Below are 25,233 nucleotides of genomic sequence, written 5' to 3' on the forward strand. Positions count from 1 at the left end.
AAAAAATCTGTCCGGCGCGGCTTGACGATGCGCCGGAACCTGTCGTTACAGCCTCTGGTTATTCCTGAAACACCTGCGCGACCAGATTATGGAAATGGGCAATGCCATGTTCGGAGATACCGCTGCCGCTGGTGTCGGCCATAATGCGGCCCTGACCGCGATACCCGCGCGATTTCAACCCTTTTTGGACGCTTTCAACCAGACGTAAATCTTCAGGGCGGAAGACGTTGCGATACCATTCGATCAGTTGTTTCTGCTCTTCGGTCAGCTCTTCGTTGGTGAAGTAGATGTCATAGTTTTGCAGCGTAGTTTCTGCATCCACTGGAAATTCGTAGATAACGGTCATCATGCCTTTGATTGGCGTAACGTTGAGCATGGTGCACGGCCACAGCCAGAAACCGTGGAAGGCGGCATCAACACCCTCTTCGAACTTAAATGACTGCTCAGACGGTTTGGCGAAACCGTATTGTAGCGTCCAGTTGCCGTGCATAGTATGCCAGTAACGATCAACCTGAACCGAGTCGGAAAAACCAGGGTGAGCCGGGCCGCAGTGGTAGCACTCCAGATAGTTATCGACAATATTCTTCCAGTTGGCTGGAGTTCGGGTCGTAAAGCGCGCCGCCAGCTTCAGGTCATGCACATCAGGGCAGGCTTCGATAACTTTGTCTGCAAGACCTGGGAGTTGTTCTTCTACGCTGCCTGCGTTCGGATCCATGTTGATAAACACGAATCCGGCATATTCTTCCAGCCGTACCGGGGTGAGATGTGCTTTCTCACTGTCGAAGTTGGCAACGTTTTCGCAGTTACGTGCATGCGCCAGGTTACCGTCAAGCTTGAATGCCCAGGCGTGGTAAGGGCAGGTAATCACATTATTCGCTTTCCCTTCGCCGCTCAACAGTTGATGACCACGATGCGGGCAAACGTTGTAGAACGCGCGCAGCACGTTATCGCGACCACGTACCAGCACGATGTTCTCGCCAATCACTTCCCGGGTTACATAGTCATTGGGTTTCGCCAGTTCGCTACTGTGGGCGACGCAAATCCAGCTCTTAGCGAACACTTTCTCCTGCTCGTGCTCGAAGGCCTGATGGTCGGTATAGAACCGGGCAGGGATAGTCCAGGCGTCCTGCGGGTTGGCACAGAAATTTTGCGGCAGAATAAACTCAGGGCTCAGATTGCTCATTGGAATACCTTTAATTTGTGAGTAAGAGGATTTTTTACTGGCGCTTAGTTGTCGCCTTTGAGTAATGTCCCGGCCGGTGGTGCGACGGGGACGTCCACTGGCGTTTCGGGGAGATGACCTTCAATTTGATGTGCAGGAACGTGGGCATAGTCCTGCCGTACCCAGCGAAGAAAACCGCCAACCTTCACCAACAGAATGGCGAGGAAGGGAAGTGCGGTCAGAACCACCGTGGTCTTCATGGTTTCCAGGGACGCGCCGGTGAACAAAATTGATAATGGGATCAGGGTGATGACCACGCACCAGAACAGACGTAAGCTACGCTGCGGATCTTCCCCTTCCTGCAGGTTACGCGTGCTGGTGGCCGCCATGGTGTAGGCGACGGCATCCATATGCGAGGCGAGAAAAATAATCATGATCGCCAGATACGCCACCAGGAACAGTTTCCCGGCAGGCAACGACATCAACACTTGCTGTACGGCTGTTTCGCCGCCTAACGTGGCCATAACCTGCGGTACGTCGATCACACCGTTCACAAATTGGTGAATGGAGTAGCTTTCCATCACGCCAAAGAAGAACCAGCAGCCAACGGTACTACCCAGGATTAACGCCCAGATAACCTCTTTGATTTTGCGACCACGGGATACGCGAGTGACAAACATTGCCACGCCAGGGGTGTAGGAGATCCACCACAGCCAATAGAACACCGTCCAGTTGCGGGTGAACTCACCGTTGCCGAGCGGGTCGGTGAACAGACTCATCTGCAAAAAGTTTTGTGTCGTCAGACCGATGGCGTTAATGATGTTGTTGGTGATGAACTCGGTCGGGCCGACAATCAGCACCAGCAGCGGCAGTAAAAACGCCCCCCAGCCGACCATTTTGCTCAGACGTTGCAAGCCGTTGTTGATGCCAATCCAGGAGCTCAGACAGAAAATGCCGCCAGAGAACAGGATAACAAACGCCTGTAAGGTGAAATTATCCGGTAAACCTGTGAGAGCCGATAAACCACGGGTAAAGGTGGCGGCGGTGACAACCAGAGAGATGGTTAACGCGCCAACTGTGGCGATCAGGAACATCAAATCAACCAGCCGGCCCCAGACGCCCTGCGGATGCACGCCGGTGATAGCGGCGATTATTCCGGACAGGCTCAGCCCTTTGTTTTTCCGCACATGAAAGTGGTAGGCCATGGTTAATGAAGCCAGCGTATAGGTCGCCCAGGCGCTGATTCCCCAATGGAAAAAAGAGTAGGGTAAGCTGTATTCCAGCGCTTTTTGCGAGTGCGGAGCGATATTCAGACCTGGGGTCTGGTAATAATAGGCCCACTCAGCAACGCCCCAATAGAGCGTGGAGGAACCTAGTCCGGCACAAATAAACATAAACAGCCAGGACAGCGTGCTGTATTCCGCTTTTCCTTCTCCCAGACGAATGTTGCCGTATTTGCTGGTGGCCAGCCAGACGACCAGACCCATCGCCATCAGAACGAGGATCTGCACGGCGGAACCCAGCATCCGGGTAACGCCGTTAAAAAGGGTATTTGCGACTTGTGCAGACTGCTGAGGGAAGAGACTAAGTGTGGCGGCGATGAAAAGAATAGCCACCAGACTGATGGCTATCAGCGGCATGTCTTTTTTCTTAACGTTGCTCAACATGGGATCTCCTGGGCACAGTTGCCCGCGTATGGCATTAGCCTGTCGTTGTTATCATGCTGTAGGGAATCAGTGATCTTGTATTTAACAATTTTATTATTTGTTCTTTACATGAATTAAACAATTGCTCGATGCGTGAAGCAATAAAACACAGAACGGAAATAATAAAAGGTGAATTGGCGCAGGTTATTGGTGCCATAAAAAGCATAAAAAAGCCGCGTCAGTGACGCGGCTCATATTCCGTGGTTTGACCTCTAACGCAATGCCCGAGAGATGGCCTCGCCAACCTGTTGGGTGGTGGCATTGCCTTTCATATCCGGTGTTTTCGGGCCGCTGGCAATAACCTGCTCAATTGCCGCCAGAATACCGTCGTGGGCGGCTTTATAGTTAGCATCACCGTTGCCAAGGAAGTCGAGCATCATGGCGCCAGCCCAGATAGTCGCTATAGGGTTGGCGAGGTTCTTGCCGTAGATATCGGGGGCCGAACCGTGTACTGGCTCGAACAGAGACGGGAAGGTGCGTTCCGGGTTTAAGTTGGCTGAAGGCGCAATGCCAATCGTTCCGGTACAGGCTGGACCGAGATCGGAGAGGATGTCGCCAAACAGGTTGGAGGCAACCACCACGTCAAAACGCTCCGGCTGCATCACAAAGCGGGCGCAGAGTATATCAATATGCTGTTTATCCCAACGGATCTCGGGATAGTGAGCCGCCATTGCTTCTACACGCTCGTCCCAGTACGGCATGCTGATGGCCAGGCCGTTGGATTTGGTCGCCGAGGTCAGGGTTTTGCGCGGGCGGTTTTGCGCCAGCTCGAAAGCGTAACGCAAAATTCGATCCACACCGCGACGGGTGAAGACCGACTCCTGGATAACCACTTCGTGTTCTGTACCTTCGCTTACGCGTCCGCCGAGTGAAGAGTATTCTCCCTCGGTGTTCTCGCGCACCACATAGAAATCGATGTCGCCAGGCTGCTTACCTGCCAGTGGGCAAGGTACGCCCGGAAACAGGCGTACCGGGCGCAGGTTGACATACTGGTCGAATTCGCGGCGAAACTTAAGCAGCGAGCCCCATAATGAGATGTGGTCCGGTACGGTTTCCGGCCAGCCAACGGCACCAAAATAGATAGCATCGAAGGATTGTAACTGCTCGTGCCAGTCATCCGGCATCATCTTTCCGTGATGGGCGTAGTACTCGCAGCTGGCCCATTCCATTTGCTCAAAGCTGAGTGACAACCCCCAACGCTCGGCGGCTGCCTGCAACACCTGAATGCCTTCAGGCAGGACTTCTTTACCAATGCCATCTCCGGGGATAGCGGCAATACGACAGGTTTTCTTCATAGCAGCTCTCACTTGTACGCCATCAAAATTGACTTTCCCCGTATCCTATAATTGACTGATTAATAGTTAATCCCCCTAACTGGTGAAACATAAAACACAGATCATGAATAATCTGCCGCTGCTAAATGATTTACGCGTCTTTATGCTGGTTGCACGTCGTGCGGGATTTGCCGCCGTTGCCGAAGAGCTGGGCGTATCTCCGGCTTTTATCAGTAAGCGCGTTGCCCTGTTGGAGCAAACGCTGAACGTGGTGCTGTTGCACCGAACAACGCGGCGCGTAACCATCACGGAAGAGGGGGAGCGGATCTACGAATGGGCACAGCGGATCCTGCAGGATGTCGATCAGATGATGGACGAGCTGTCCGATGCCAGGCAGATCCCGCAGGGGATGCTACGAATTATCAGTAGCTTTGGTTTTGGCCGCCGGGTGGTCGCTCCGGCGCTGTCTGCGCTGGCAAAAGAGTACCCGCAGTTAGAACTGAGGTTCGATGTTGAAGACCGTCTGGTCGATATGGTCAATGAGGGCGTCGATCTCGATATTCGTATCGGGGATGATATCGCGCCGAACCTGATTGCCCGCAAGCTGGCGACTAACTATCGTATTCTGTGCGCCTCGCCGGAATTTGTGGCGCGGCATGGAGTGCCGAAACAACTGAACGATCTTTCTACTTTCCCCTGCCTGGTTATTAAAGAACGTGACCATCCGTTTGGTATCTGGCAAATGCGTAATAAAGAGGGCGCACACTCAATAAAGGTTACGGGGCCGCTGTCGTCTAACCATGGCGAAGTGGTACATCAATGGTGTCTGGATGGGCAGGGAATTGCTTTGCGTTCGTGGTGGGACGTTTGCGACAACATTGCCAGCGGACATCTGGTGCATATATTGCCTGAGTATTATCAACCCGCCAATATATGGGCGGTTTATGTCTCCCGGCTGGCGACGTCGGCAAAAATCCGTATTACGGTTGAGTATTTACGCCGCTATTTTGCCGAAAACTACCCAAAGTTTACTTTGGAATAAATGCTCGATAGGTTAGTCAGAGACAGAAAATAAAAAAGGCAGAATAATCTGCCTTTTTCGTAACCATGATTTAGCGACAAAAGAGCTTATTTAGACTCTTCTGCTTCAGGTAATGTCACGTTAAGTTCGAGGATCGAAATATCGCCGTCTTTTTGTTCAAGTTGTACCGTGACCATTTCGGGATCAATTTGTACATACTTACAGATAACGTCGAGAATATCCTTACGCAGCTGCGGTAAATAATGTGGCTCGGCGTCACTACGACGACGTTCCGCAACAATAATCTGCAGTCGCTCTTTAGCGATGTTCGCTGTGCTCTTTTTCCGCGAGAGAAAAAAATCCAGTAATGCCATAACTTATCCTCCGAACAGGCGTTTGAGGAAACCTTTCTTCTCTTCTTCAATGAAGCGGAAAGGACGTTCTTCTCCCAACAGACGGTCTACGGTATCAGCATAGGCTTTACCGGCATCAGCATTGATGTCGAGAATAACCGGCTCACCCTGGTTAGACGCGCGCAGGACTGACTGATCTTCAGGAATCACGCCAACCAGCTTGATTCGCAGAATTTCCAGTACGTCTTCCATGCTCAGCATGTCACCTTTATTAACGCGGCCAGGGTTGTAGCGCGTCAGCAACAAATGCTCTTTAATCGGATCTTCACCGTTTTCCGCGCGACGAGATTTCGACGCCAGAATACCCAGTATACGGTCAGAGTCACGTACAGAGGAGACTTCCGGGTTGGTGGTAATAATCGCTTCATCGGCAAAATACAGGGCCATCAGCGCACCGGTTTCAATACCCGCCGGAGAGTCGCAGACGATGAAGTCGAATTCCATCGTTTTCAGATCGTCCAGAACTTTCGCGACGCCTTCACGCGTCAGCGCGTCTTTATCGCGAGTTTGTGAGGCCGGAAGAATAAAGAGATTTTCGGTACGCTTATCTTTGATTAGCGCCTGATTTAACGACGCATCGCCCTGAATAACGTTGACGAAGTCGTAAACGACGCGGCGTTCACAACCCATAATCAGATCAAGATTACGCAGGCCGATATCAAAATCAATAACGACAGTTTTCTTTCCCTTCTGGGCCAAACCTGTAGCGATGGCCGCGCTGGAGGTGGTTTTGCCAACGCCCCCTTTACCCGAAGTAACAACAATAATGCGTGCCATAGAAATTCCTTGTTAAAAAGGGATCAATTCAACGGTTGAACTGTCAAAGCGTTCTCTGCTAATTGCAGACGTGCCGCTTTGCCATAAAATTCTGCTGGGATTTTATCACTCAGCCAATAAACACCTGCGATAGACACCAGTTCTGCCGTCAGATGGGTACAAAAAATTTGCGCTTCCCGGTCACCGCTTGCGCCTGCCAACGCACGGCCTCTCATCATTCCATAAACATGAATATTGCCATCAGCGATAAGCTCTGCGCCTGCACTGACGTGGCTTGTAACAATCAGATCACATTGTGGTGCATAAATGCGCTGACCGGAACGAACCGGCACATTTATTAATCGTGTTTTTGTGATGGGAGTAACGTTTTGTGGCGGAGCGACGGGAGCCGGGGCCTCAACGGGCGCAGGACGAATAGCTTTTTCTTTACCTTCAGTCAGTAAAGGAAGACCCATTTCGTCGATTTCAGCCTTGAGTCTGGCGTCTTTGCATCCGCTAACGCCGATAATGCGCAATCCGGTAGACGCGACAACCTTCTGCAGCGCTGACCAGTTTACCGGGCTTTCAAGACCACTCACGTTAACCACTACGGGAGCATGTTTTAAAAAAGCAGGTGCCTGCGCGATTTTGTCTTCCAACGCCTGACGAATAACCTCGGGTTCTGCTTCATGTAAATGAACCACTGATAAGGTGAAGCTACTGCCTTTAAGCTCGATTGGCGTGTTTGACATCCTGGCCTTACTCAATTTGCTATTTATCATCCCCAGCGCGGGGTGATATTCCGAAGACTATAAGGCATGTTATAGTCAGTATTATATTGAGGCAAGCCACCATTCCGTGAATTCAGAGTAAAAGATATGTTTTGTGTGATCTACCGAAGCAGTAAACGTGACCAGACCTATTTATATGTCGAAAAAAAAGACGATTTCTCGCGAGTTCCTGAAGAACTGATGAAAGGATTTGGTCAGCCGACGCTGGCAATGATGTTGCCGCTTGATGGCCGTAAAAAGCTGGTTAATGCCGATCTGGAAAAAGTAAAACAGGCACTCACCGAGCAGGGCTATTATTTACAAATACCACCGCCGCCAGAAGATTTACTTAAACAGCATCTGGCCGCGACGAAACAAAATACACCAGACGATAAACGCTAAACTGCATCCGGCAGCAGCACGCCCCATCGATGCAGTACCTGAAATTGATAACTACGTTAGGGGAAAGTAATGTATCAACATCATAACTGGCATGGTGCTCTGCTGGATTATCCGGTGAGTAAGGTGGTTTGCGTAGGGAGTAACTATGCCAACCATATTAAAGAGATGGGTGGAACGCCTCCGGAAGAACCGGTGCTGTTTATTAAACCGGAAACCGCGCTGTGCGATTTACGCCAGCCGCTGGTGATCCCATCTGATATGGGTGCGGTTCACCATGAAGTTGAGCTGGCTGTTTTGATTGGCGCGACCCTACGTCAGGCGACGGAAGAACATGTGCGCAAAGCCATTGCGGGCTATGGCGTCGCGTTGGATCTGACCCTGCGTGATATTCAGGGCAAAATGAAGAAGGCGGGGCAACCGTGGGAAAAAGCGAAGGGCTTTGATAACTCTTGCCCGCTGTCAGGGTTTATTCCGGTGGCGGAATTTAATGGTGATCCTCAGGATACGATGCTCGGGTTAACGGTTAACGGTGAACAGCGCCAGCACGGCACCACGGCGGATATGATCCATCACATCGTTCCTTTGATTGCCTACATGAGTCGTTTCTTTACCCTCAAAGCGGGCGATGTTGTGTTGACGGGGACGCCAGCAGGAGTTGGGCCGTTAAACAGCGGTGATGAACTGGCTATCAGTTTTCATGGTCAAACGCTGACGACACGCGTGCTGTAATCTCTTCTTGCCGCCTTTTCGGGCGGCAAAACTTGCATCAGCGTGCCAGACTGGTTATAAGGTGCAGCTTTATTGCAATAGCGGATACCCTGATGAGCGACATACCTTTCTGGCAAAGTAAAACCCTGGATGAAATGACCGATGCCGAGTGGGAGTCATTATGTGACGGGTGTGGTCAATGCTGCCTGCATAAGCTGATGGATGAAGATACCGACGAAATCTATTTTACTAACGTCGCGTGTAAGCAGCTCAATATCAAAACCTGTCAGTGCCGTAATTACGAACGCCGATTCGAGTACGAGCCTGACTGTATCAAACTGACGCGCGATAATCTGCCTACCTTTGAATGGCTGCCGATGACCTGTGCGTATCGTCTGCTAGCGGAAGGTAAAGGGCTGCCGGAGTGGCATCCACTGCTGACGGGATCAAAAGCGGCGATGCACGGTGAACGTATTTCAGTACGTCATATTGCGGTGAAAGAATCGGAAGTGCGTGACTGGCAGGATCATATTCTGAACAAACCTTCATGGGCGGACTAAGCCGCCCATCGATTAGCAGGCGTTAAGGCTTAAGACTTTTTCGCCTGATACATCTCATCGCCATGGTTGTCATCTTCAACCCAGAAATTGATGTTGAATTGCGCGTCGTCGCTTAATTCAACGCGATGCCAGTACTGCGGTGGACTGGTCGCAAACTGACCGGCATTAATCACCACTTTCACTTCAGGCTCTTTTGCGTCTTCATTGGCAAAGCCGTAATACGTTACCGTACCTTCCATCACACAAAGCTGTCCAAAAACGCCTGCTGCAGTGTTATGGTGAGAAAGCAGTGCTGCCGGGACGTTGTCTTTCGTGAAGAAGGGAGTAGAGCGTTTAACTTTCCAGTTTGCCGGGATGCGTAAATGGGACATAAGACATCTCCTTGGTGTGGCATCTATAAGATGTATTTAATATACATCTTATAGATGCCAGCAGGCAATGAATTTAAGGCAAAAAAAACGCTCCCGAAGGAGCGTCTCTGTTAGCGACCGAAGAGGTCACGTTTTTTCGGTTTGAACGGCTGTGCTATCACTACCAGCACGGCGACCACCAGGTAGGCGGCGAAGATCCCCAACAGCCACTGCGGCATTTCCAGGGTTAAAAAAGACCACTGGCGCTCAGCACAGTCACCGGACGCTAAAAACACCTGCGGCAGCCATTTGTCCAGCGGCAGCCAGCTTGGGAAGCGTGCGGCAAAATCACAGGTCATAAACGGGGATGGGTGCAGCTGAATCATGGTGTGCTCATACGCTAACTGAAGTCCGCGCCAGGCACTGTAAATCCAGATTATCATCGCCACATAGCGAAGCGGTGTTTTTGGTGCGATAGCACCCACCAGCCCTGCACCCATCACGCCAAATAATGCGCTACGTTCGTAAATACACAACACGCAAGGTTTTAGCAGCATGACGTGCTGGAACCACAGCGCGACGAGCTCCAGCGCAAAGGCGGTTAACGCCAACAATAACCATGCTCCACGACCTCGGGAGCACTGGTTTAAAAATCGCAACATAATCATTTCCCTGCAACATGCGTAGAGACCGCAGTTTAAACCAATTCACTTTATGCGCCACTAGCGGGAATTGAAAATTTGCGTAATCGGATATTTATCATGCAAAAAGTCAAACCGGGCAGTGATTTGCCCGGTTAATTGTTATGAAAGTGTAGCTAACCAGCCCGTTTGGGTCATCCACTCGGTCACCGGAACTAGCGTGAACTCGACGCAAAGCAGGCCGACGAGCGTCAGGACGAGAGTATAAGGCAGGGCCATCCACACCATGCGACCATAAGAGAGGCGAATCAACGGCGCCAGTGCAGAGGTCAGCAGGAACAGGAATGCAGCCTGGCCGTTTGGCGTGGCCACCGAAGGCAGGTTGGTCCCGGTATTGATCGCCACCGCCAACAGCTCAAATTGGTTAAGGCTGATGGTCCCATGTTCCATCGCGGCTTTGGCTTCATTGATATAAATCGTACCAACAAAAACGTTATCAGAGATCGAAGACAGCAGGCCGTTGAAGAGATAAAACAGCGTCAGTTGTGCATGTTCAGACGACTGCAAAACAAACTGAATAATCGGTGAAAAGAGCTGTTGATCGATAATCACCGCGACAATAGAGAAGAACACGGTCAGCAGCGCGGTGAAGGGTAGCGACTCGGTAAAGGCCTTACCTATCGCATGTTCGTCGGTTACGCCGGTCAACGAGGTTGCCAGAATGATGACCGACAAACCGATCAATCCGACTTCTGCCAGATGCAGGGCCAAAGCAACGACCAGCCAGACGCCAATAATCGCCTGGACAATCAGTTTGATTTTGTCCTGGCGGGTACGTTGTTGGCGGCTCTGATCGTCAAACTGTTGCAGGACATCACGGACGGTCTCCGGCAGCGTTTCGCCATAGCCAAACCAGCGCAATTTCTCGACCAGTACACAGGTTAACAGGCCGCAAATCAGTACCGGGACGGTAACTGGCGACATGCGCAGGAAGAAGTCGCCAAAATGCCAGCCAGCCGCTTTGGCAATAATCAGGTTTTGTGGCTCGCCCACCATGGTCATCACGCCGCCTAACGCCGTACCGACACCCGCGTGCATCATCAGGCTACGCAGAAAACCGCGGAACTGCTCAAGTACGACTTTATTGTGCTGATCGATATGGCTGTCATCAAGCATGTTGTTGTCTTCCGCGCGAGAAGAAGCAACGCGATGGTAGATACCATAAAACCCGACCGCAACGCTGATTACCACGGCAACGACGGTCAACGCATCGAGGAACGCAGAGAGGAAAGCGGCTGCAACACAAAAAGACAGTGACAGCAGCGTCTTGGAGCGAATAGTGAGCAGCAGACGCGTGAAAATAAACAGTAATAACTGCTTCATAAAGTAGATGCCTGCCACCATAAACATCAGCAGCAATAACACCTCAAGATTTGCGGCAACCTCTTCACGCACATGCGTGGCGCTGGTCATGCCAATAATGACAGCTTCGATAGCCAACAGCCCGCCTGGCAGCAGTGGGTAGCATTTTAACGCCATCGCCAGCGTGAAAATGAACTCGGCCACCAGCAACCAGCCGGCGATAAAAGGGTTGATGAAAAAAATAATCGGGTTAACGACTAAGAAGACAAGCAGTGCAAGTTTGTACCAGTCTGGTGATTGACCTAAAAAATTGCGCCACATAGCGCGGCCCCATGATAGCTCCATGGTGATTTCCCTACCTTTAAAAATGAAATCATGTTTTTATGTTTGACCGCAAAGCTTAGCGGGAGGAGGGAGTACAGGCAAGCTATTCACGAGACTGGCAAGGTTGGCTGTGCTGTAGCGTTATTTGGAAAATGAAGCCTTGATCCACTTTTTCTTCATTGCGTCAGCTATCAGCTAAGATACCCATCTGGTATGATGTGTGTAACTATGTTTTGCTGTGTAATGGAATTTTTACTATGGTCATTAAGGCGCAAAGCCCGGCTGGGTTCGCGGAAGAGTACATCATTGAAAGTATCTGGAATAACCGCTTCCCACCTGGCACTATTTTGCCCGCTGAACGTGAACTCTCCGAACTTATTGGGGTGACACGTACCACGCTACGCGAAGTATTGCAGCGGTTGGCGCGAGATGGCTGGTTGACCATTCAACACGGCAAACCGACGAAGGTGAATAACTTCTGGGAAACCTCCGGGCTGAATATTCTTGAAACGCTGGCGCGTCTCGATCACGAGAGTGTCCCGCAGTTGATTGATAATCTGCTGTCCGTGCGTACCAATATTTCGACGATCTTTGTTCGTACTGCGTTTCGCCAGCATCCTGATAAAGCACAGGAGGTTCTGGCGACGGCAAATCAGGTGGCCGACCACGCTGACGCATTTGCCGATCTGGACTATAACATTTTCCGCGGCCTGGCATTTGCCTCCGGCAATCCGATTTACGGTTTGATCCTCAACGGTATGAAAGGATTATATACCCGCATTGGTCGTCATTATTTTGCCAATCCGGAAGCGCGCGCGCTGGCGCTGAGCTTCTACCGTAAACTGTCAGAACTCTGCGAGCAGGGCGCTCATGAGCAAGTGTATGAAACGGTGCGTCGCTATGGTCACGACAGTGGCGAAATTTGGCATCGCATGCAAAAGAGCCTGCCGGGCGATTTGGCGATTCAGGGCCGTTAATTGATCAGAGCCGGATGGCGACGCCAAAGCGTCTTATCCGGCCTACAATACGTGCACTTCGTAGGCCGGATATGGTGTTTACACCGCCTCCGGTAATAAGATTTACAGACCGTTCATCCTTGGCGGGCAACGCTCCAACAGCTCCACGCTACCATCTTCATTCTGTTGCTCCAGCATCACGTCAAAACCCCAAAGCCGGTGTACGTGCTTGAGCACTTCTTTGCGTCCTTTATCCAGCGGTGCGCGATTATGCGGAATATAGCGTAAGGTGAGCGAACGGTCGCCACGCAGATCGACATTCCAGATTTGAATATTCGGCTCCAGGTTACTGAGGTTGTATTGCGACGACAACCTGTTGCGGATCTCACGATATCCTTCCTCGTTATGAATCGCTGAAATCTCCAGATAGTTGTGACGATCGTCATCCAGCACGGTGAACAGACGGAAATCACGCATCACCTTTGGCGACAGGAACTGGCTGATAAAGCTCTCATCTTTGAAATCGCGCATCGCGAAATGCAAGGTTTCCAGCCAGTCGGAACCCGCTATGTCCGGGAACCAGTATTTGTCCTCCTCGGTCGGCGACTGACAAATACGTTTGATATCCTGGAACATGGCAAATCCCAGAGCGTACGGGTTTATCCCGCTATACCAAGGGCTGTTGTAGGGCGGCTGAAATACCACATTGGTATGGCTATGCAGAAACTCCAGCATAAACCGTTCGGTGACTTTACCTTCATCATAAAGGTGGTTCAGGATAGTGTAATGCCAGAAAGTGGCCCAGCCCTCGTTCATCACCTGCGTCTGTTTCTGCGGATAAAAATACTGGCTGACCTTGCGTACAATGCGCAACACTTCGCGTTGCCAGGACTCCAGCAGCGGGGCGTTCTTCTCCATGAAGTACAGCAGGTTCTCCTGTGGCTCAGAGGGATAACGCCGGGCTTCCGCCACGGTTTTCTCTTCCTCTTTCTTCGGCAGCGTGCGCCACAACATATTCACCTGGCTTTGCAGATACTCTTCACGGCTTTTCTGACGGGCTTTCTCTTCCTGTAGGGAAATTTTTTGCGGGCGTTTGTAACGGTCAACGCCGTAGTTCATCAGCGCATGGCAGGAGTCGAGCAGCTTTTCGACTTCATCCACGCCGTAACGCTCTTCACACTGGGTAATATAGTTTCGCGCGAAGATCAGGTAATCGACAATGGAACTGGCATCCGTCCAGCTTCGGAACAGGTAGTTGTTTTTGAAAAAGGAGTTGTGTCCGTAGCAGGCATGCGCCATCACCAGCGCCTGCATGGTGATGGTGTTCTCCTCCATCAGATACGCGATGCACGGATTGGAGTTGATAACGATCTCATAGGCCAGCCCCTGCTGACCATGCTTATACAAGCGCTCGGTTTCAATAAACTTTTTACCAAACGACCAGTGAGGATAGTTGATCGGCATCCCGACGCTGGAATAAGCGTCCATCATCTGTTCGGAGGTGATCACCTCGATTTGGTGCGGGTAGGTATCCAGTCTGTAGAGTTTCGCCACGCGGTCTATCTCTGCCAGATAGACATCCAGCAGATCAAACGTCCAGTCGGGTCCATCGCTTAACCGTGTGCTGTCCTTGTTCATGGAATCAATCGTAGCCATTCGCGCACCCTCATTGTTGGCGGCACTCTCTGTCTGGAGTACCTCATGTCAAGCATAGATCATGGTGTTAAAAAACGTGCTGCGGCAGAAATTTTTTCTTTGCGATTTCACGTTAGCGAGGCGTCGAAAAATGGCATGGCCGCAAAATTTTATGCTGGATAAAAATAACGCACAGCAGGAGATGCCAAAGCGGAGAGTCCCCAGCCATCACCGCTATATGTGAGGTAAGTCACCATAAAAAAGCCATATGTTGAATAATATTTTCAACTGAGTTATCAAGATGTAATTAGATGATTGTTCTTTTACTGTTAACGGAGTGGCTATGCGAGTTGTCATACTGGGAAGTGGTGTCGTTGGCGTGACCAGCGCCTGGTACTTAAGTCAGGCTGGACACGATGTCACCGTCATTGATCGTGAGCCCGGTCCGGCACTGGAAACCAGTGCGGCGAACGCGGGGCAAATCTCTCCAGGTTATGCAGCACCATGGGCGGCACCAGGCGTACCGCTAAAAGCAATTAAGTGGATGTTTCAGCGCCACGCTCCGCTGGCCGTCCGTCTTGACGGAACCCAGTTCCAGTTGAAATGGATGTGGCAGATGCTGCGCAACTGCGACACCAGCCACTATATGGAAAATAAAGGACGCATGGTGCGACTGGCGGAATACAGCCGTGATTGCCTGAAAGCGCTGCGCGCTTCTACCGGTATCGAGTACGAAGGGCGCCAGGGCGGAACCCTGCAACTTTTCCGTACCGCTCAACAGTATGAGAACGCTACCCGCGACATCGCCGTGCTCGAAGACGCTGGCGTGCCATATCAACTGCTGGAAGCAAACCGTCTGGCGGAAGTCGAACCCGCACTGGCAGAAGTGGCCCATAAACTGACCGGTGGTCTGCGCTTACCGAATGATGAAACCGGCGACTGCCAGCTGTTTACCCAGCGTCTGGCGCAGATGGCGGAGCAGGCAGGCGTTAAGTTTCGCTTTAACACCCCGGTCGATAAGCTGCTGAGCGATGGTGAGCAGATTTATGGCGTCCAGTGCGGCGAAGAGATAGTTAAAGCCGATGCCTATGTGATGGCGTTTGGTTCGTACTCCACGGCAATGCTGAAAGGGATCGTTGATATCCCGGTCTATCCGCTCAAAGGCTATTCGTTGACTATTCCGGTGGCGCAAGACGACGGTGCGCCGGTTTCTACTATCCTTGATGAAACCTACAAAATCGCTATTACCCGCTTTGACAATCGTATTCGCGTTGGCGGCATGGCGGAGATTGTCGGCTTTAATACAGAATTGCTACAACCTCGTCGTGAAACGCTGGAAATGGTCGTACGCGATCTCTTCCCCCGCGGCGGTCATGTGGAGCAGGCAACCTTCTGGACCGGACTGCGTCCGATGACGCCGGACGGAACGCCGGTGGTGGGGCGCACCCGCTTTAAGAATCTGCTGCTCAATACCGGCCACGGCACGCTGGGTTGGACCATGGCCTGCGGCTCCGGTCAGCTACTGAGCGATATCCTTTCTGGCCGCACGCCAGCCATACCTTATGACGATCTGAGCGTGGCGCGTTACAGTCCGGGGTTTACCCCATCTCGTCCACGGCATTTACATGGCGCACATAACTGATAAGGACGTGAGATGACCCGCCCGATACTGGCCAGCATTGACCTGCAGGCGTTGAAACAAAATCTGACCATTACCCGCCAGGCCGCGCCGGACGCCCGCGTCTGGTCGGTGGTGAAAGCCAATGCGTATGGACACGGTATTGAACGCGTCTGGAATGCGCTGGGCACAACCGATGGTTTTGCCATGCTCAATCTTGAAGAGGCGATAACCCTACGCGAGCGCGGATGGAAAGGTCCGATACTCATGCTGGAGGGTTTTTTCCACGCCGAAGACCTGACGGTATATGACAATTATCGACTCACCACCTGTGTACACAGTAACTGGCAGCTAAAAGCATTGCAGAATGCGCGCCTGAAGGCGCCGCTCGATGTTTACCTGAAGGTGAACAGTGGTATGAACCGCCTTGGTTTTTTACCGGAAAGAGTTCCCACGGTCTGGCAACAGCTGCGGGCGATGCCCAACGTCGGTGAAATGACGCTGATGTCCCATTTTGCCGATGCAGAGCACCCGGAAGGTATCCAGGAGGCTATGACACGTATTGCGCAGGCAACTGAAGGGCTGGAGTGCAGACGATCGCTGTCGAATTCGGCAGCCACGCTGTGGCACCCCGAAGCGCATTATGACTGGGTTCGTCCGGGCATTATTTTGTATGGTGCGTCGCCTTCAGGACAATGGCGGGACATCGCTAACACCGGCCTGAAGCCAGTGATGACGCTGAGCAGTGAGATCATCGGCATACAAACGCTGAAAGCTGGCGATCGGGTGGGCTACGGTGGACGCTACACTGCCAGCGGCGAGCAGCGCATTGGCATTGTAGCGACCGGCTATGCAGACGGTTATCCACGCCATGCGCCAAGTGGTACTCCGGTGCTGGTGGACGGTGTACGTACCGGGACGGTGGGGACAGTCTCAATGGATATGTTGGCGGTAGATCTGACACCATGCCCGCAGGCAGGGATCGGGACGCCGGTAGAGCTGTGGGGCAAAGAGATTAAAATTGACGATGTGGCCACCGCCGCAGGTACGGTGGGCTACGAGTTAATGTGTTCTCTGGCGCTGCGCGTGCCAGTTGTGACGGTGTAACTTTATATAGCATTGCCTGATGCTGCTGCGTTTATCAGGCCTCCAGAGTCAATGCATTTTGTAGGCCGGGTAAGGCGCAGCCGCCACCCGGCAAAACATCCGCTCTACTCATCCTCATCTTCAGCAACGCGAACACCGACCTTCAGCACCGCATTATCTTCCTTCTCGGCTACGGTCCAGATCATGCCAGCGAATTCCACCTGGTCACCGACGACCGGCGCGGCACCAAGCAGATGCTGGACAATTTCACCCAACGTTTGCTGCTTATCACGATACTCGGTGCCATCTTCCAGGCCATAAATCAGCGCCACATCGGCATATTTTGCGCTGGCTTCAAGAATAAAATCACCGAAGAAGCGCTGGTCTAACGACACAGGTGGCGACTGGCTGAACAGCTTGCCAAGAGCCGGGAGATCGCGCTCGCGGCCAATAACACACAATACATCGCCTTCGCGAAGACGCGTACTGCCGGAGGGGTGAAACAGCACGTTGTCACGAAACAGGGCGGCTATTCGCGTTTCTTCCGGCATATGCAGGTCGCGCAATGCGGCTCCTACGCACCACTTATCGGCGCTGAGCTGATAAACAAACTGCTCCCACGGGTTATCCGGATGAATATCCAGGCCAATGCGCGACACGGGCCAGCCGACGGGAGGGACCACCACTTTGGCTTTTTTAGCGGCCCAAGAAAGTGAGGTTCCCTGAAACAGCAACGAGATCAGTACCACGAAGAACGCGACGTTAAAGAACAGGCGCGCGTTCTCCAGACCCGCCATCATTGGGAAGACGGCGAGGATGATGGGTACCGCACCGCGCAGACCCACCCAACTGATGAAAATGCGTTCGCGCAGATTGAAGCCGCGAAACGGCAGCAGTCCGGCGAAAACCGAAAGTGGGCGGGCAATGAAAATCATCCACGCAGACAAAATCAGCGCAGGAACCACGATAGGTAGCAGGTCTGACGGCGTAACCAGCAGTCCGAGCACCAGGAACATGGCGATTTGCGCCAGCCAGGCCAGACCGTCGAAGTTTTGCAGAATGCCAAACCGGTTGCGAATAGGGCGATTACCCAGCAAGAAACCACACAGATAAACCGCCAGAATACCGCTGCCTTCCAGCGCAGTGGTCAGGGCAAAAATCAGGATCCCACCGCTTAACGCCAATAGCGGATACAGTCCGGCAGGCAGAGAAATGCGGTTAATCATCTGCTGGAGCATATATCCACCGCCCAGACCGATAACGATGCCTAAGCCAAACTGCTGGATAATGTGCACCGCGAACATCCAGCTTAAACCGGTTTCGTGGTTTTGGATCATGGCGATGAGCGTGATGGTCAAAAACACGGCCATCGGGTCATTACTGCCGGATTCAATTTCCAGCGTAGAGCCAACGCGTTCGTTAAGCCCCTTACCGCCAAGCAGGGAAAAGACCGCCGCGGCGTCGGTTGAACCAACAATCGCGCCAATCAGGAGTCCTTCGATAAGATCCAGATGAAACAGCCACGCGGCCATCATGCCAGTGAGTCCGGAAGTAATCAGCACACCGACCGTCGCCAACGATAGCGCCGGGCCTAACGCAACGCGAAAAGAGCTGGCCTGGGTGCGCATCCCGCCGTCGAGCAGGATAACTGCCAGTGCCAGGTTACTCACCATGTAGGCGAATGGATAGTTATCGAAAGGTATGCCGCCTATACCATCTACGCCCGCTAACATACCGATAGCGAGAAATATCACCAGGATAGGGATACCGAGGCGTGATGAGAATGAACTGAGTAAGATACTGCAGGTGACGAGAACGGAACCCAAAATAAAAAGGCTAATAATTGCTGCGGCATCCAACGTTCGGTTACTCCTGAATTACGCTGTTTCGTATTAATAAACCCTACCATAATAACGACAGAAACAGCGTTTTGCTTAGCCCCATTAGCCGCTTTTTTTACGATTTTAGTACCGGATGCCCACTTAAGGTGAGCTGAGTGCCGTTTTTATCATTTTTCAGCACCGCATTGGCTCCCAAAGGCAGAGTGACAGTGCGTTGTTCATGGCCAAAATCGAGGCCGCAGATCAACGGTACTGACAATCTGGTGCGCAGAAAATCACAAACTGAATCAAGATTGTAACCGGCATCGTAATCATTGGGTGCGCTACCGCTAAAACTGCCGAGAATAATGGCGTTTTGCTGGGCCAATATTCCGGCGTGGTACAGCTGCAGCAGCATGCGCTCGACACGGAATGGATGCTCGTTAATGTCTTCCAGCACCAAAATGCCGTTTTTGATGGCCGGCATCCACGGTGTACCCATCAGCGAAATGATCATCGCCAGATTTCCGCCCCACAGTGTACCTTCAGTTGCGCACTGCGGACCGTCACCCTGCCATTCGAGGGTAAATTGGGCATTACGCAAAGCCTGCCAGAAATGGTGCTCGGTGAATGCGTTCATTTCTTCGGCGCCGAAGTTCGCCGCCAGCATCGGGCCGCTGAAGCTAATCACCTTCCCCTGTGCCAGCAGACCACACTGGATCGCCGTAAAATCGCTGTGTCCGCACAGCAGTAGCGGATCTTGTTGCTGGCGGGCTGCCAGCCCCTGCCAGTCAATATCTTCCAGTAAACGGCTCGCGCCATAGCCGCCGCGTACCGCCATCACAACGGTATCGGGGGTTTTCAGATTAACGAGCGAGTTCACATCAGCAAGCCTTTCTGCCTCTGTCCCCGCAAAACGTTGGCAGCGGCGCGCAATGACCGCTGAATTGTCGACCTGATGACCGGCCTCAGTAAGACGCGCAAGCCCACGTAAGGCAGCCTGCTGATTGATACAGTAGCCCGACGGGGCAATTAAGTGAAACCGGGACATGGCATTTCCTTGCTACAACTAAAACCAAATGTATATCATGCCGCGTAGGTATGTCGTTGTCACCTCAGCGACAGGTTCCGGCTATAAGGATAGATGACGTGAAATTGAGATGGTTTGCTTTTTTGGTTGTATTACTTGCGGGCTGTAGTTCAAAACAGGATTACAAAAACCCGCCGTGGAATGCTGAAGTTCCGGTTAAACGCGCAATGCAATGGATGCCGATCAGTGAAAAAGCCGGTGCGGCCTGGGGTGTCAGTCCACAATTGATTACCGCTATTATCGCCATTGAATCAGGCGGAAATCCGAATGCGGTCAGTAAGTCCAATGCGATTGGTCTGATGCAGTTGAAAGCCTCAACTTCAGGACGCGATGTTTATCGCCGCATGGGCTGGAGCGGAGAGCCGTCGACCAGCGAGTTGAAAAACCCTGAGCGCAATATCTCAATGGGGGCCGCATACCTGAGTATTCTCGAAACCGGGCCGCTGGCCGGGATTGAAGATCCGCAGGTGATGCAGTACGCGCTGGTAGTATCGTACGCCAACGGTGCGGGCGCACTGTTACGCACGTTCTCATCCGACAGGAAAAAAGCGATCAATAAAATCAACGACCTCAGCCCGGATGAATTTATTGAACATGTTGCGGACAATCATCCGGCGCCGCAGGCCCCGCGCTATATCTGGAAGCTTCAACAAGCGCTGGATGTGATGTAATTCAGGTGATGCTAATCGCGCACCTTGTTCGACTTTTCCCGGGCTTCACGTTCAAGGGAAAAAATAATCCGCTGTAAGTTCCGCTCCACCGCCGGGCCGACGTTGAGAAAACGAAAGCTCAGGCGGGGAGTGGTAATGGTTTCGTTTTTCCCATCGATAACCTTGCGTTCGCTAATGGAAATAAGTTGGGCGTCAACGTGATACACCCCCCATTGCTCCATATTTAGTTCAACCTGCGAGAAGCGCATACCTTCTGCCAACCCCTCTGGTTTTGCAACTTCTAACAGCCCGCCCATGCCGCCGAGAGACAGATCGAATAAGCGAAAATGCAGAATGCTGTTGTCCGGCATTTTTGCCGTGCAGCGATAGGGAGGATGCAGCGGAGCGCCGATACGGAAATATTCCCGACGCTGCACAAACCACAGAGAAGGCGGCAAGGATGAAATAAACGCCGGCAGTTGCTGATACTCGCCTTTTTTCAGCTGTGGCAGGGTGAATTCTACTTTGGCTCCCTGCGTTTCGGCGATAATTGAGATCTGGCTGGCCCGCTGTACGGCCTGGTTTTCATATTCCTGGCTGCCAAAATCCATGATCAGTTCATCGGGACTGACGGTCAGAATTTTGCTGATGAACTGGCCGCCTGACCAGGAGATACGCAGTGGAACCTGCTGCGACTTTAAGTCCCGAAGTACACCTAACACCGCTAACGGATTTTGCTTCAGGAACTGCTCATTGTAGTTACTCACACCTAATGACTCCTGGATGCCTGGTTTGTCGTTGGGTTATCGGCATTAATCGACGGAACTTAATACAAATGGATGAAATTTTTTACCAAACCCAATGAATTAAGTCTGAGTGATAAAAGCATGTCGCGATGGCTTGCCTATACTTTAAGTGCTGGCGCAGGAATGTCTTGCGCGTGCGTTCACTGGAAAGAGGGCCTGAAAATGGGAATTATTGCCTGGATTATTTTTGGTCTGATTGCGGGGGTTATCGCCAAACTGATTATGCCGGGGCGTGATGGCGGTGGGTTTATCCTGACCTGTATTCTCGGTATTGTCGGTGCTGTGGTCGGTGGATGGCTGGCAACGATGTTTGGTATTGGCGGCGATGTCAGCGGATTTAATCTCCATAGCTTCCTGGTGGCCGTGGTCGGCGCGATTGTTGTGCTGGGTGTCTTCCGGCTTGTACGACGAGATTAATCGAACGGCCCCTGTGGGGGCCGTTTCTCTATGTCGCTAAGTCAGAACTGATACTCAATCCCAGCCCAGTAATTACGGCCTTCTTCGATAAATCCTTCGCTGTACACGTATTGTGTATCGAACAGGTTATTGACCGAAGCGTTGACGCTAAACCCGTGACCGATGGCGTAGTCGGCGCGTAAATGGGTAATGGCGAAACCAGCGGCTTTCTGCGAGCCGTCGCTATTGCTATAGCTCGATGAGCGGGCCTCTTCAGACAGCGTAATGCTCAGCGGATCCCACGGTTTCAGCGTCATCCATGCGGTGAGGGTTTGCGTCGGCAAATCGGTTATTTTGCCGATGTCGCTGCGTTTGACGTCCGCATGAATCAGGCCATAGCTCAGCCCAACATCTAGCATATCAAAGACTTTACCTTTAACGCCTGCATCCAGACCGGTGTAATCCACCCGGCCGCTGTTCTGATTCTGGATGGTATCAGCATCAATATTGTGTGAAAGAATGGCATCGCTGATGCGGTTGTAATAGACGCTGGCTTCGAATCCCCAGTCTTTACCAAGTGAACCATTCCAGGTCAGATCCACGCTGCGGGCGCGTTCCGGTTTAAGCTGCGGATTGACCAGCGCCACCTGGTTATAGGCCGGTTTCGAGGTGGTGTAGCGCTCTTTCAGTGTTGGGAAACGTGTTCTGTCAGAGTAGGACAGCGCTAATGTGTCTGAATTTTCAAAGTGATATTTGGTCATCATCTGCCAGTTGAAGGCCGACTGATTGTTGTCATCATAGTGGGTGACGCTACCATTTTTTTCGTGCTTCATGCCTTCCAGACTGTCGCGCCAGTCATAGCTTATTCCCGCCACGACATCGACGTTATCCGCTGCTGCCCACTGGTATTCGCTGGCAACGGACCAGGTACGGTCTTCGTAGCGATCGTAAGCCGCATTAGGTGCGCCTTTCTCGCGGTGAACATCATCCTTCCAGTTCACGGCGAAAGAGAGCTGGTCGTTTTCACGCATATCCGCAGCGAGCTGCAGACCAGCCCCATCGCTATAGTCTGAATAATGACTGTAGCTGCCTTTTTTGTTTTTCAGATCGGCAAGCGAGTTGTACATCATCAGCGTATTTTCAAAGGTATCGCGATACAGACGGCTTTTCAGGGTGAAACGATCGCCCAGATGGGTGGTGCCCTGATAGTAATAGCTCTCTTTATCGTACTGTGGCCATTGCCAGTAGCGTGATTTCTGACTGCTGGTTCCAGCGTACGGCGGGTTATCTTTTTCACCGTCCTGATTAATATAGGTCAGCACATATTCGTCATTACCACGTGGGGTAAAGCCCAGCTTCACGATGCCGCGTTTGTCATCGGCGGAGGAGTTAATCATCTTGCCGTTGCTACCCGCAATAGGATTGTCCACGCCGTGCGGTAAGCCAAGGAAATCCTGCTTCAACTGACTGCCGCTGAGCTGGATGTAGCCGAGATCGTTGCTGGCGCCAAATGAAGCGTGCATATCGTGGGCATTGTCTTTGCTACGACTCCAGCCCTGGCGATAGCCAATGCTGCCTTCAATCGGTTTGGTGGGCTTTTGGGTGGTGATATTGATGGCGCCGCCCATCTGGTTCGGCCCTTGTAACAGCGACGAGTAGCCTTTGGAGACTTCAACCGAAGCGATATCGGAGGTCAGAAAACGGCCTAAATCGAGGTTGCCATCATAGGGGATGTATACCGGCACGCCGTCAAAATAGACGGGAACCTGACGGCTGTCAAAACCGCGGACTTTCACCTGCTGTTCATTGCGGTTGCCTGACTTTTGCAGCACGACGCCGGGGACAACGCTCAGTGCCTGCGCCACGTTTTGCTTATCCAGTTGCTGCATCGTTTCCTGGCCGAGAACCGTAGTGGTTGCGGCGGAGGCCGGACTTGACCAGACGGTCATGGTTTCGCTTTCCTGCCCAGCAAAAGCACTGTGCGCGAAAGCAAACGACAGGGCTGTGTAAAGACAACTTTTGTTGAAATTCATTATTTTTAGTCCATTTATTAATGTTATATGCCACGTGCGTCCGGGCTCAGGCTAACTTTGATATCCGCGGGCGGAGCGTAGTAAGGTGCGGAAGTGATGAAAAGTCTGATGCCACAGTCGAGATAACTCGCCAGCGAGGCGAGGGTAATGCCGCCAGTCAGCGCCAGCGTGCAATGGGGGGCCAGAGAAGGGGCCTGGCGGACAATTTCTGTTGCTTTCTCAGGGGTAAATTTGTCGAGTTGCAGGACATCGGGCGCGGCGCGTAGCGCGGCTAATGCCTCATCTGGCGTATCTGCTTCAACCACGATCTTTTTTTCTGGCGCATGGCTGCGTAAGCGCGCAATCGCGCCTGTCCAGTCGTTTGGATTGGTAAGAAAATGGCGGTGATTAGCAAACAGCAGTACCGTTTCGGCGCATCCTCCGCGATGGATAATGCCTCCCGCGGCGAGTATTGCCTGAGTCGCCAGCAAACGCGTGCCGGGAATGGCTTTGCGGGTGCAGGCAATCTGCCCATCAGGATAGCGTTGTCGCAGTTGGCTCAACATGCTCTCAAGATAGCCCGAAACCCCGCAGCTCCACTCCAGGACATTTTGTACCGCTTTCCAACCCTGGTGTAGCGCCGCCGCATTCCCATGTGCGCGAATCAATCGCTGTCCTGCACTTACCTGTTCACCATCGGCCACCATGTCGCTGACGGTCAGCCCTAATGAGGAGAGCATTAGTCTGGCAACGGCGGTGCCACTAACGCATCCGCCCTGGCGATGATAAAACGCCATAACGCCCGGCTGTGCGCCGATCCCCAACGCGCGGGTAGTCAGATCGCCGCCCTGAATATCTTCCAGCAGCAGCGCGTCGGTTTGCGCCTGCGAAAAGTAGATCATCGCAGCGCCTCCCGCGGCACGCTGTCCCACCAGATAAGCGCCCAGTCACGGCTGGCGGGGGCAATCGTGCGTGGATCCTGCTGTTGATACCAGCTTTCCAGACGTTCGACCTCGTCGGCGCTCAGTTCACCCATACTCCAGCGCACGTTTTCCAGAAAACGTGTCCAGGTGCTGTTGTCCTGCTGGCAGTTGGGTCCGCGGATAAAATCAACATGCGCGTGGATCCCCATCTGATACAGGACATTAAGCGCATAGATATAGTTGGGAAGCTCAATCACTTCGCGGCCCAGTGCACGCTGAATGGTGGGGGAAACGAAAGATGAACTGACGAGATGAGTGGTGTAAACCCGCAGTCGGGCCTGATTATTCAGTTTGGTCATCGCCTGGCGCATATCGGCAACCAGCGTAGAGCGCGAGGCGACGGCGATATCGCACTGGGGTAAATCATCCCAGTGTTCCTCCCAGGCCCGCTGCACCCACTGCACGTGACGGGCGTTCATTTGCGCAGCGCGGCGGGCAGCTACGCTAAGCATGCCCTGGCTGTAATCTACGCCGTAAATTATTGGCATCTTTTTAGCCAGCGCCAGCGAGACGGTACCGGGACCGCAACCCATGTCAAACAGCGACTCCGCCCCTTTCAGGTCGATTTTCCCCAGCAGTTGCAGCAGATAGCTGTCGGTTAATGAGGCGCAATTTTCCGCCATTTTTTCCGCACGTTTATCCCAGTGCTCCGGCTTTTTCTCGGTTCTGTTCGCCAGTTGTAACTGTTTACGGTAAAGATCGGCAAAATCAATGTCGTCAATGAGCATTATT

General features: G+C 52.4%; 25 protein-coding genes. 9 read left to right on the forward strand and 16 right to left on the reverse strand.

The features are described from left to right. Positions 1-58: 58 nt before the first annotated feature. The 3 genes from yeaW to OGX83_RS04885 all read right to left on the reverse strand — a co-directional run bounded on the left by yeaW (position 59) and on the right by OGX83_RS04885 (position 4,163). A complete protein-coding gene (gene yeaW / locus OGX83_RS04875) occupies positions 59-1,183 on the reverse strand; it encodes a carnitine monooxygenase, oxygenase subunit YeaW (RefSeq protein WP_286587456.1) in 1,125 nt (374 codons plus the stop codon). A 44-nt stretch (positions 1,184-1,227) separates the two neighbouring features. Further along, a complete protein-coding gene (locus OGX83_RS04880; RefSeq protein ID WP_286587459.1) occupies positions 1,228-2,829 on the reverse strand; it encodes a BCCT family transporter in 1,602 nt (533 codons plus the stop codon). Positions 2,830-3,080: 251 nt separating this feature from the next. Continuing rightward, on the reverse strand, positions 3,081-4,163 hold the full coding sequence (locus OGX83_RS04885) for a tartrate dehydrogenase (protein WP_079934746.1): 1,083 nt from the start codon (positions 4,161-4,163) through the stop codon (positions 3,081-3,083). Between the two features lie 103 nt (positions 4,164-4,266). Between OGX83_RS04885 and OGX83_RS04890 the strand changes: the two genes are divergently transcribed. Continuing rightward, the gene (locus tag OGX83_RS04890) at positions 4,267-5,184 is read left to right on the forward strand and encodes a LysR family transcriptional regulator (RefSeq protein WP_020996618.1); all 918 of its coding nucleotides are present in this window, start codon (positions 4,267-4,269) and stop codon (positions 5,182-5,184) included. An 86-nt stretch (positions 5,185-5,270) separates the two neighbouring features. Here the strand turns inward: OGX83_RS04890 and minE are convergent, their stop codons facing one another. Genes minE through minC form a run of 3 tightly spaced genes read right to left on the reverse strand, consistent with a single transcriptional unit; the run spans position 5,271 to position 7,084 of the window. Then, entirely contained in the window at positions 5,271-5,537 is a 267-nt protein-coding gene (gene minE / locus OGX83_RS04895; RefSeq protein ID WP_003833739.1) for a cell division topological specificity factor MinE, read from the reverse strand. Positions 5,538-5,540: 3 nt separating this feature from the next. Next, positions 5,541-6,353: a septum site-determining protein MinD gene (gene minD / locus OGX83_RS04900; protein WP_003020956.1), complete on the reverse strand. Its 813-nt coding sequence runs from the start codon at positions 6,351-6,353 to the stop codon at positions 5,541-5,543. A gap of 23 nt (positions 6,354-6,376) precedes the next feature. Continuing rightward, positions 6,377-7,084: a septum site-determining protein MinC gene (gene minC, locus OGX83_RS04905; protein ID WP_003833736.1), complete on the reverse strand. Its 708-nt coding sequence runs from the start codon at positions 7,082-7,084 to the stop codon at positions 6,377-6,379. Between the two features lie 126 nt (positions 7,085-7,210). On the opposite strand from minC, the gene OGX83_RS04910 reads away from it, so the two are divergent. The 3 genes from OGX83_RS04910 to ycgN all read left to right on the forward strand — a co-directional run bounded on the left by OGX83_RS04910 (position 7,211) and on the right by ycgN (position 8,772). Further along, positions 7,211-7,504, forward strand: a complete 294-nt coding sequence (locus tag OGX83_RS04910; RefSeq protein ID WP_003833735.1) for a YcgL domain-containing protein — start codon at positions 7,211-7,213, stop codon at positions 7,502-7,504. 69 nt (positions 7,505-7,573) lie between these two features. Further along, positions 7,574-8,233, forward strand: a complete 660-nt coding sequence (locus OGX83_RS04915; protein WP_100272295.1) for a fumarylacetoacetate hydrolase family protein — start codon at positions 7,574-7,576, stop codon at positions 8,231-8,233. Between the two features lie 92 nt (positions 8,234-8,325). Then, complete coding sequence (ycgN, locus tag OGX83_RS04920) at positions 8,326-8,772, forward strand: cysteine cluster protein YcgN (RefSeq protein ID WP_003020944.1); 447 nt, start codon at positions 8,326-8,328, stop codon at positions 8,770-8,772. Between the two features lie 29 nt (positions 8,773-8,801). Here ycgN and OGX83_RS04925 read toward each other — a convergent pair whose 3' ends face one another. From OGX83_RS04925 to nhaB, 3 genes are all read right to left on the reverse strand, one after another. Then, positions 8,802-9,143 (reverse strand): TehB family protein, encoded by a 342-nt coding sequence (locus tag OGX83_RS04925; protein ID WP_003020940.1) that lies wholly within the window; start codon positions 9,141-9,143, stop codon positions 8,802-8,804. 110 nt (positions 9,144-9,253) lie between these two features. Next, positions 9,254-9,784 carry a disulfide bond formation protein DsbB gene (gene dsbB / locus OGX83_RS04930; protein WP_003844060.1) on the reverse strand — a complete coding sequence of 177 codons (531 nt, stop codon included), beginning with the start codon at positions 9,782-9,784 and terminating at the stop codon, positions 9,254-9,256. 141 nt (positions 9,785-9,925) lie between these two features. Next, complete coding sequence (nhaB, locus tag OGX83_RS04935; RefSeq protein ID WP_008785014.1) at positions 9,926-11,470, reverse strand: Na(+)/H(+) antiporter NhaB; 1,545 nt, start codon at positions 11,468-11,470, stop codon at positions 9,926-9,928. 236 nt (positions 11,471-11,706) lie between these two features. Between nhaB and fadR the strand changes: the two genes are divergently transcribed. Then, on the forward strand, positions 11,707-12,426 hold the full coding sequence (fadR, locus tag OGX83_RS04940) for a fatty acid metabolism transcriptional regulator FadR (protein ID WP_003833559.1): 720 nt from the start codon (positions 11,707-11,709) through the stop codon (positions 12,424-12,426). 102 nt (positions 12,427-12,528) lie between these two features. Here fadR and OGX83_RS04945 read toward each other — a convergent pair whose 3' ends face one another. Further along, complete coding sequence (locus OGX83_RS04945) at positions 12,529-14,061, reverse strand: SpoVR family protein (protein WP_003833557.1); 1,533 nt, start codon at positions 14,059-14,061, stop codon at positions 12,529-12,531. Positions 14,062-14,383: 322 nt separating this feature from the next. Here OGX83_RS04945 and OGX83_RS04950 point away from each other — a divergent pair, with 322 nt between their 5' ends. Continuing rightward, positions 14,384-15,682 (forward strand): D-amino acid dehydrogenase, encoded by a 1,299-nt coding sequence (locus OGX83_RS04950; RefSeq protein ID WP_003833553.1) that lies wholly within the window; start codon positions 14,384-14,386, stop codon positions 15,680-15,682. A gap of 12 nt (positions 15,683-15,694) precedes the next feature. Continuing rightward, positions 15,695-16,765 (forward strand): catabolic alanine racemase DadX, encoded by a 1,071-nt coding sequence (dadX, locus tag OGX83_RS04955; protein ID WP_048235226.1) that lies wholly within the window; start codon positions 15,695-15,697, stop codon positions 16,763-16,765. Between the two features lie 104 nt (positions 16,766-16,869). On the opposite strand, the gene OGX83_RS04960 is transcribed toward dadX, so the two are convergent. Next, complete coding sequence (locus tag OGX83_RS04960) at positions 16,870-18,603, reverse strand: potassium/proton antiporter (RefSeq protein ID WP_008785011.1); 1,734 nt, start codon at positions 18,601-18,603, stop codon at positions 16,870-16,872. A gap of 97 nt (positions 18,604-18,700) precedes the next feature. Next, positions 18,701-19,615, reverse strand: coding sequence for a muramoyltetrapeptide carboxypeptidase (gene ldcA, locus OGX83_RS04965; protein WP_286587462.1), 915 nt, complete (start codon positions 19,613-19,615; stop codon positions 18,701-18,703). A gap of 98 nt (positions 19,616-19,713) precedes the next feature. Here ldcA and emtA point away from each other — a divergent pair, with 98 nt between their 5' ends. Then, a complete protein-coding gene (gene emtA / locus OGX83_RS04970) occupies positions 19,714-20,325 on the forward strand; it encodes a membrane-bound lytic murein transglycosylase EmtA (protein ID WP_016153365.1) in 612 nt (203 codons plus the stop codon). A gap of 11 nt (positions 20,326-20,336) precedes the next feature. Here the strand turns inward: emtA and ycgR are convergent, their stop codons facing one another. Next, a complete protein-coding gene (gene ycgR, locus OGX83_RS04975) occupies positions 20,337-21,071 on the reverse strand; it encodes a flagellar brake protein YcgR (RefSeq protein WP_048235228.1) in 735 nt (244 codons plus the stop codon). 201 nt (positions 21,072-21,272) lie between these two features. On the opposite strand from ycgR, the gene OGX83_RS04980 reads away from it, so the two are divergent. Beyond that, entirely contained in the window at positions 21,273-21,527 is a 255-nt protein-coding gene (locus OGX83_RS04980; RefSeq protein ID WP_048212573.1) for a GlsB/YeaQ/YmgE family stress response membrane protein, read from the forward strand. A gap of 41 nt (positions 21,528-21,568) precedes the next feature. Here OGX83_RS04980 and OGX83_RS04985 read toward each other — a convergent pair whose 3' ends face one another. From OGX83_RS04985 to OGX83_RS04995, 3 genes are read right to left on the reverse strand one after another with little or no spacing between them, the layout of a single operon-like run. Next, entirely contained in the window at positions 21,569-23,539 is a 1,971-nt protein-coding gene (locus OGX83_RS04985; protein ID WP_286587463.1) for a TonB-dependent receptor plug domain-containing protein, read from the reverse strand. Positions 23,540-23,562: 23 nt separating this feature from the next. Further along, positions 23,563-24,420 carry a ModD protein gene (modD, locus tag OGX83_RS04990; RefSeq protein ID WP_286587464.1) on the reverse strand — a complete coding sequence of 286 codons (858 nt, stop codon included), beginning with the start codon at positions 24,418-24,420 and terminating at the stop codon, positions 23,563-23,565. Further along, complete coding sequence (locus OGX83_RS04995) at positions 24,417-25,229, reverse strand: class I SAM-dependent methyltransferase (RefSeq protein WP_275398082.1); 813 nt, start codon at positions 25,227-25,229, stop codon at positions 24,417-24,419. The genes modD and OGX83_RS04995 overlap by 4 nt, the downstream gene beginning before the upstream one ends. Positions 25,230-25,233: the final 4 nt, after the last annotated feature.

Origin of the sequence: Citrobacter sp. Cpo074, from assembly GCF_030332745.1 — a bacterium.
Classification (GTDB): Bacteria; Pseudomonadota; Gammaproteobacteria; order Enterobacterales; family Enterobacteriaceae; genus Citrobacter; species Citrobacter portucalensis.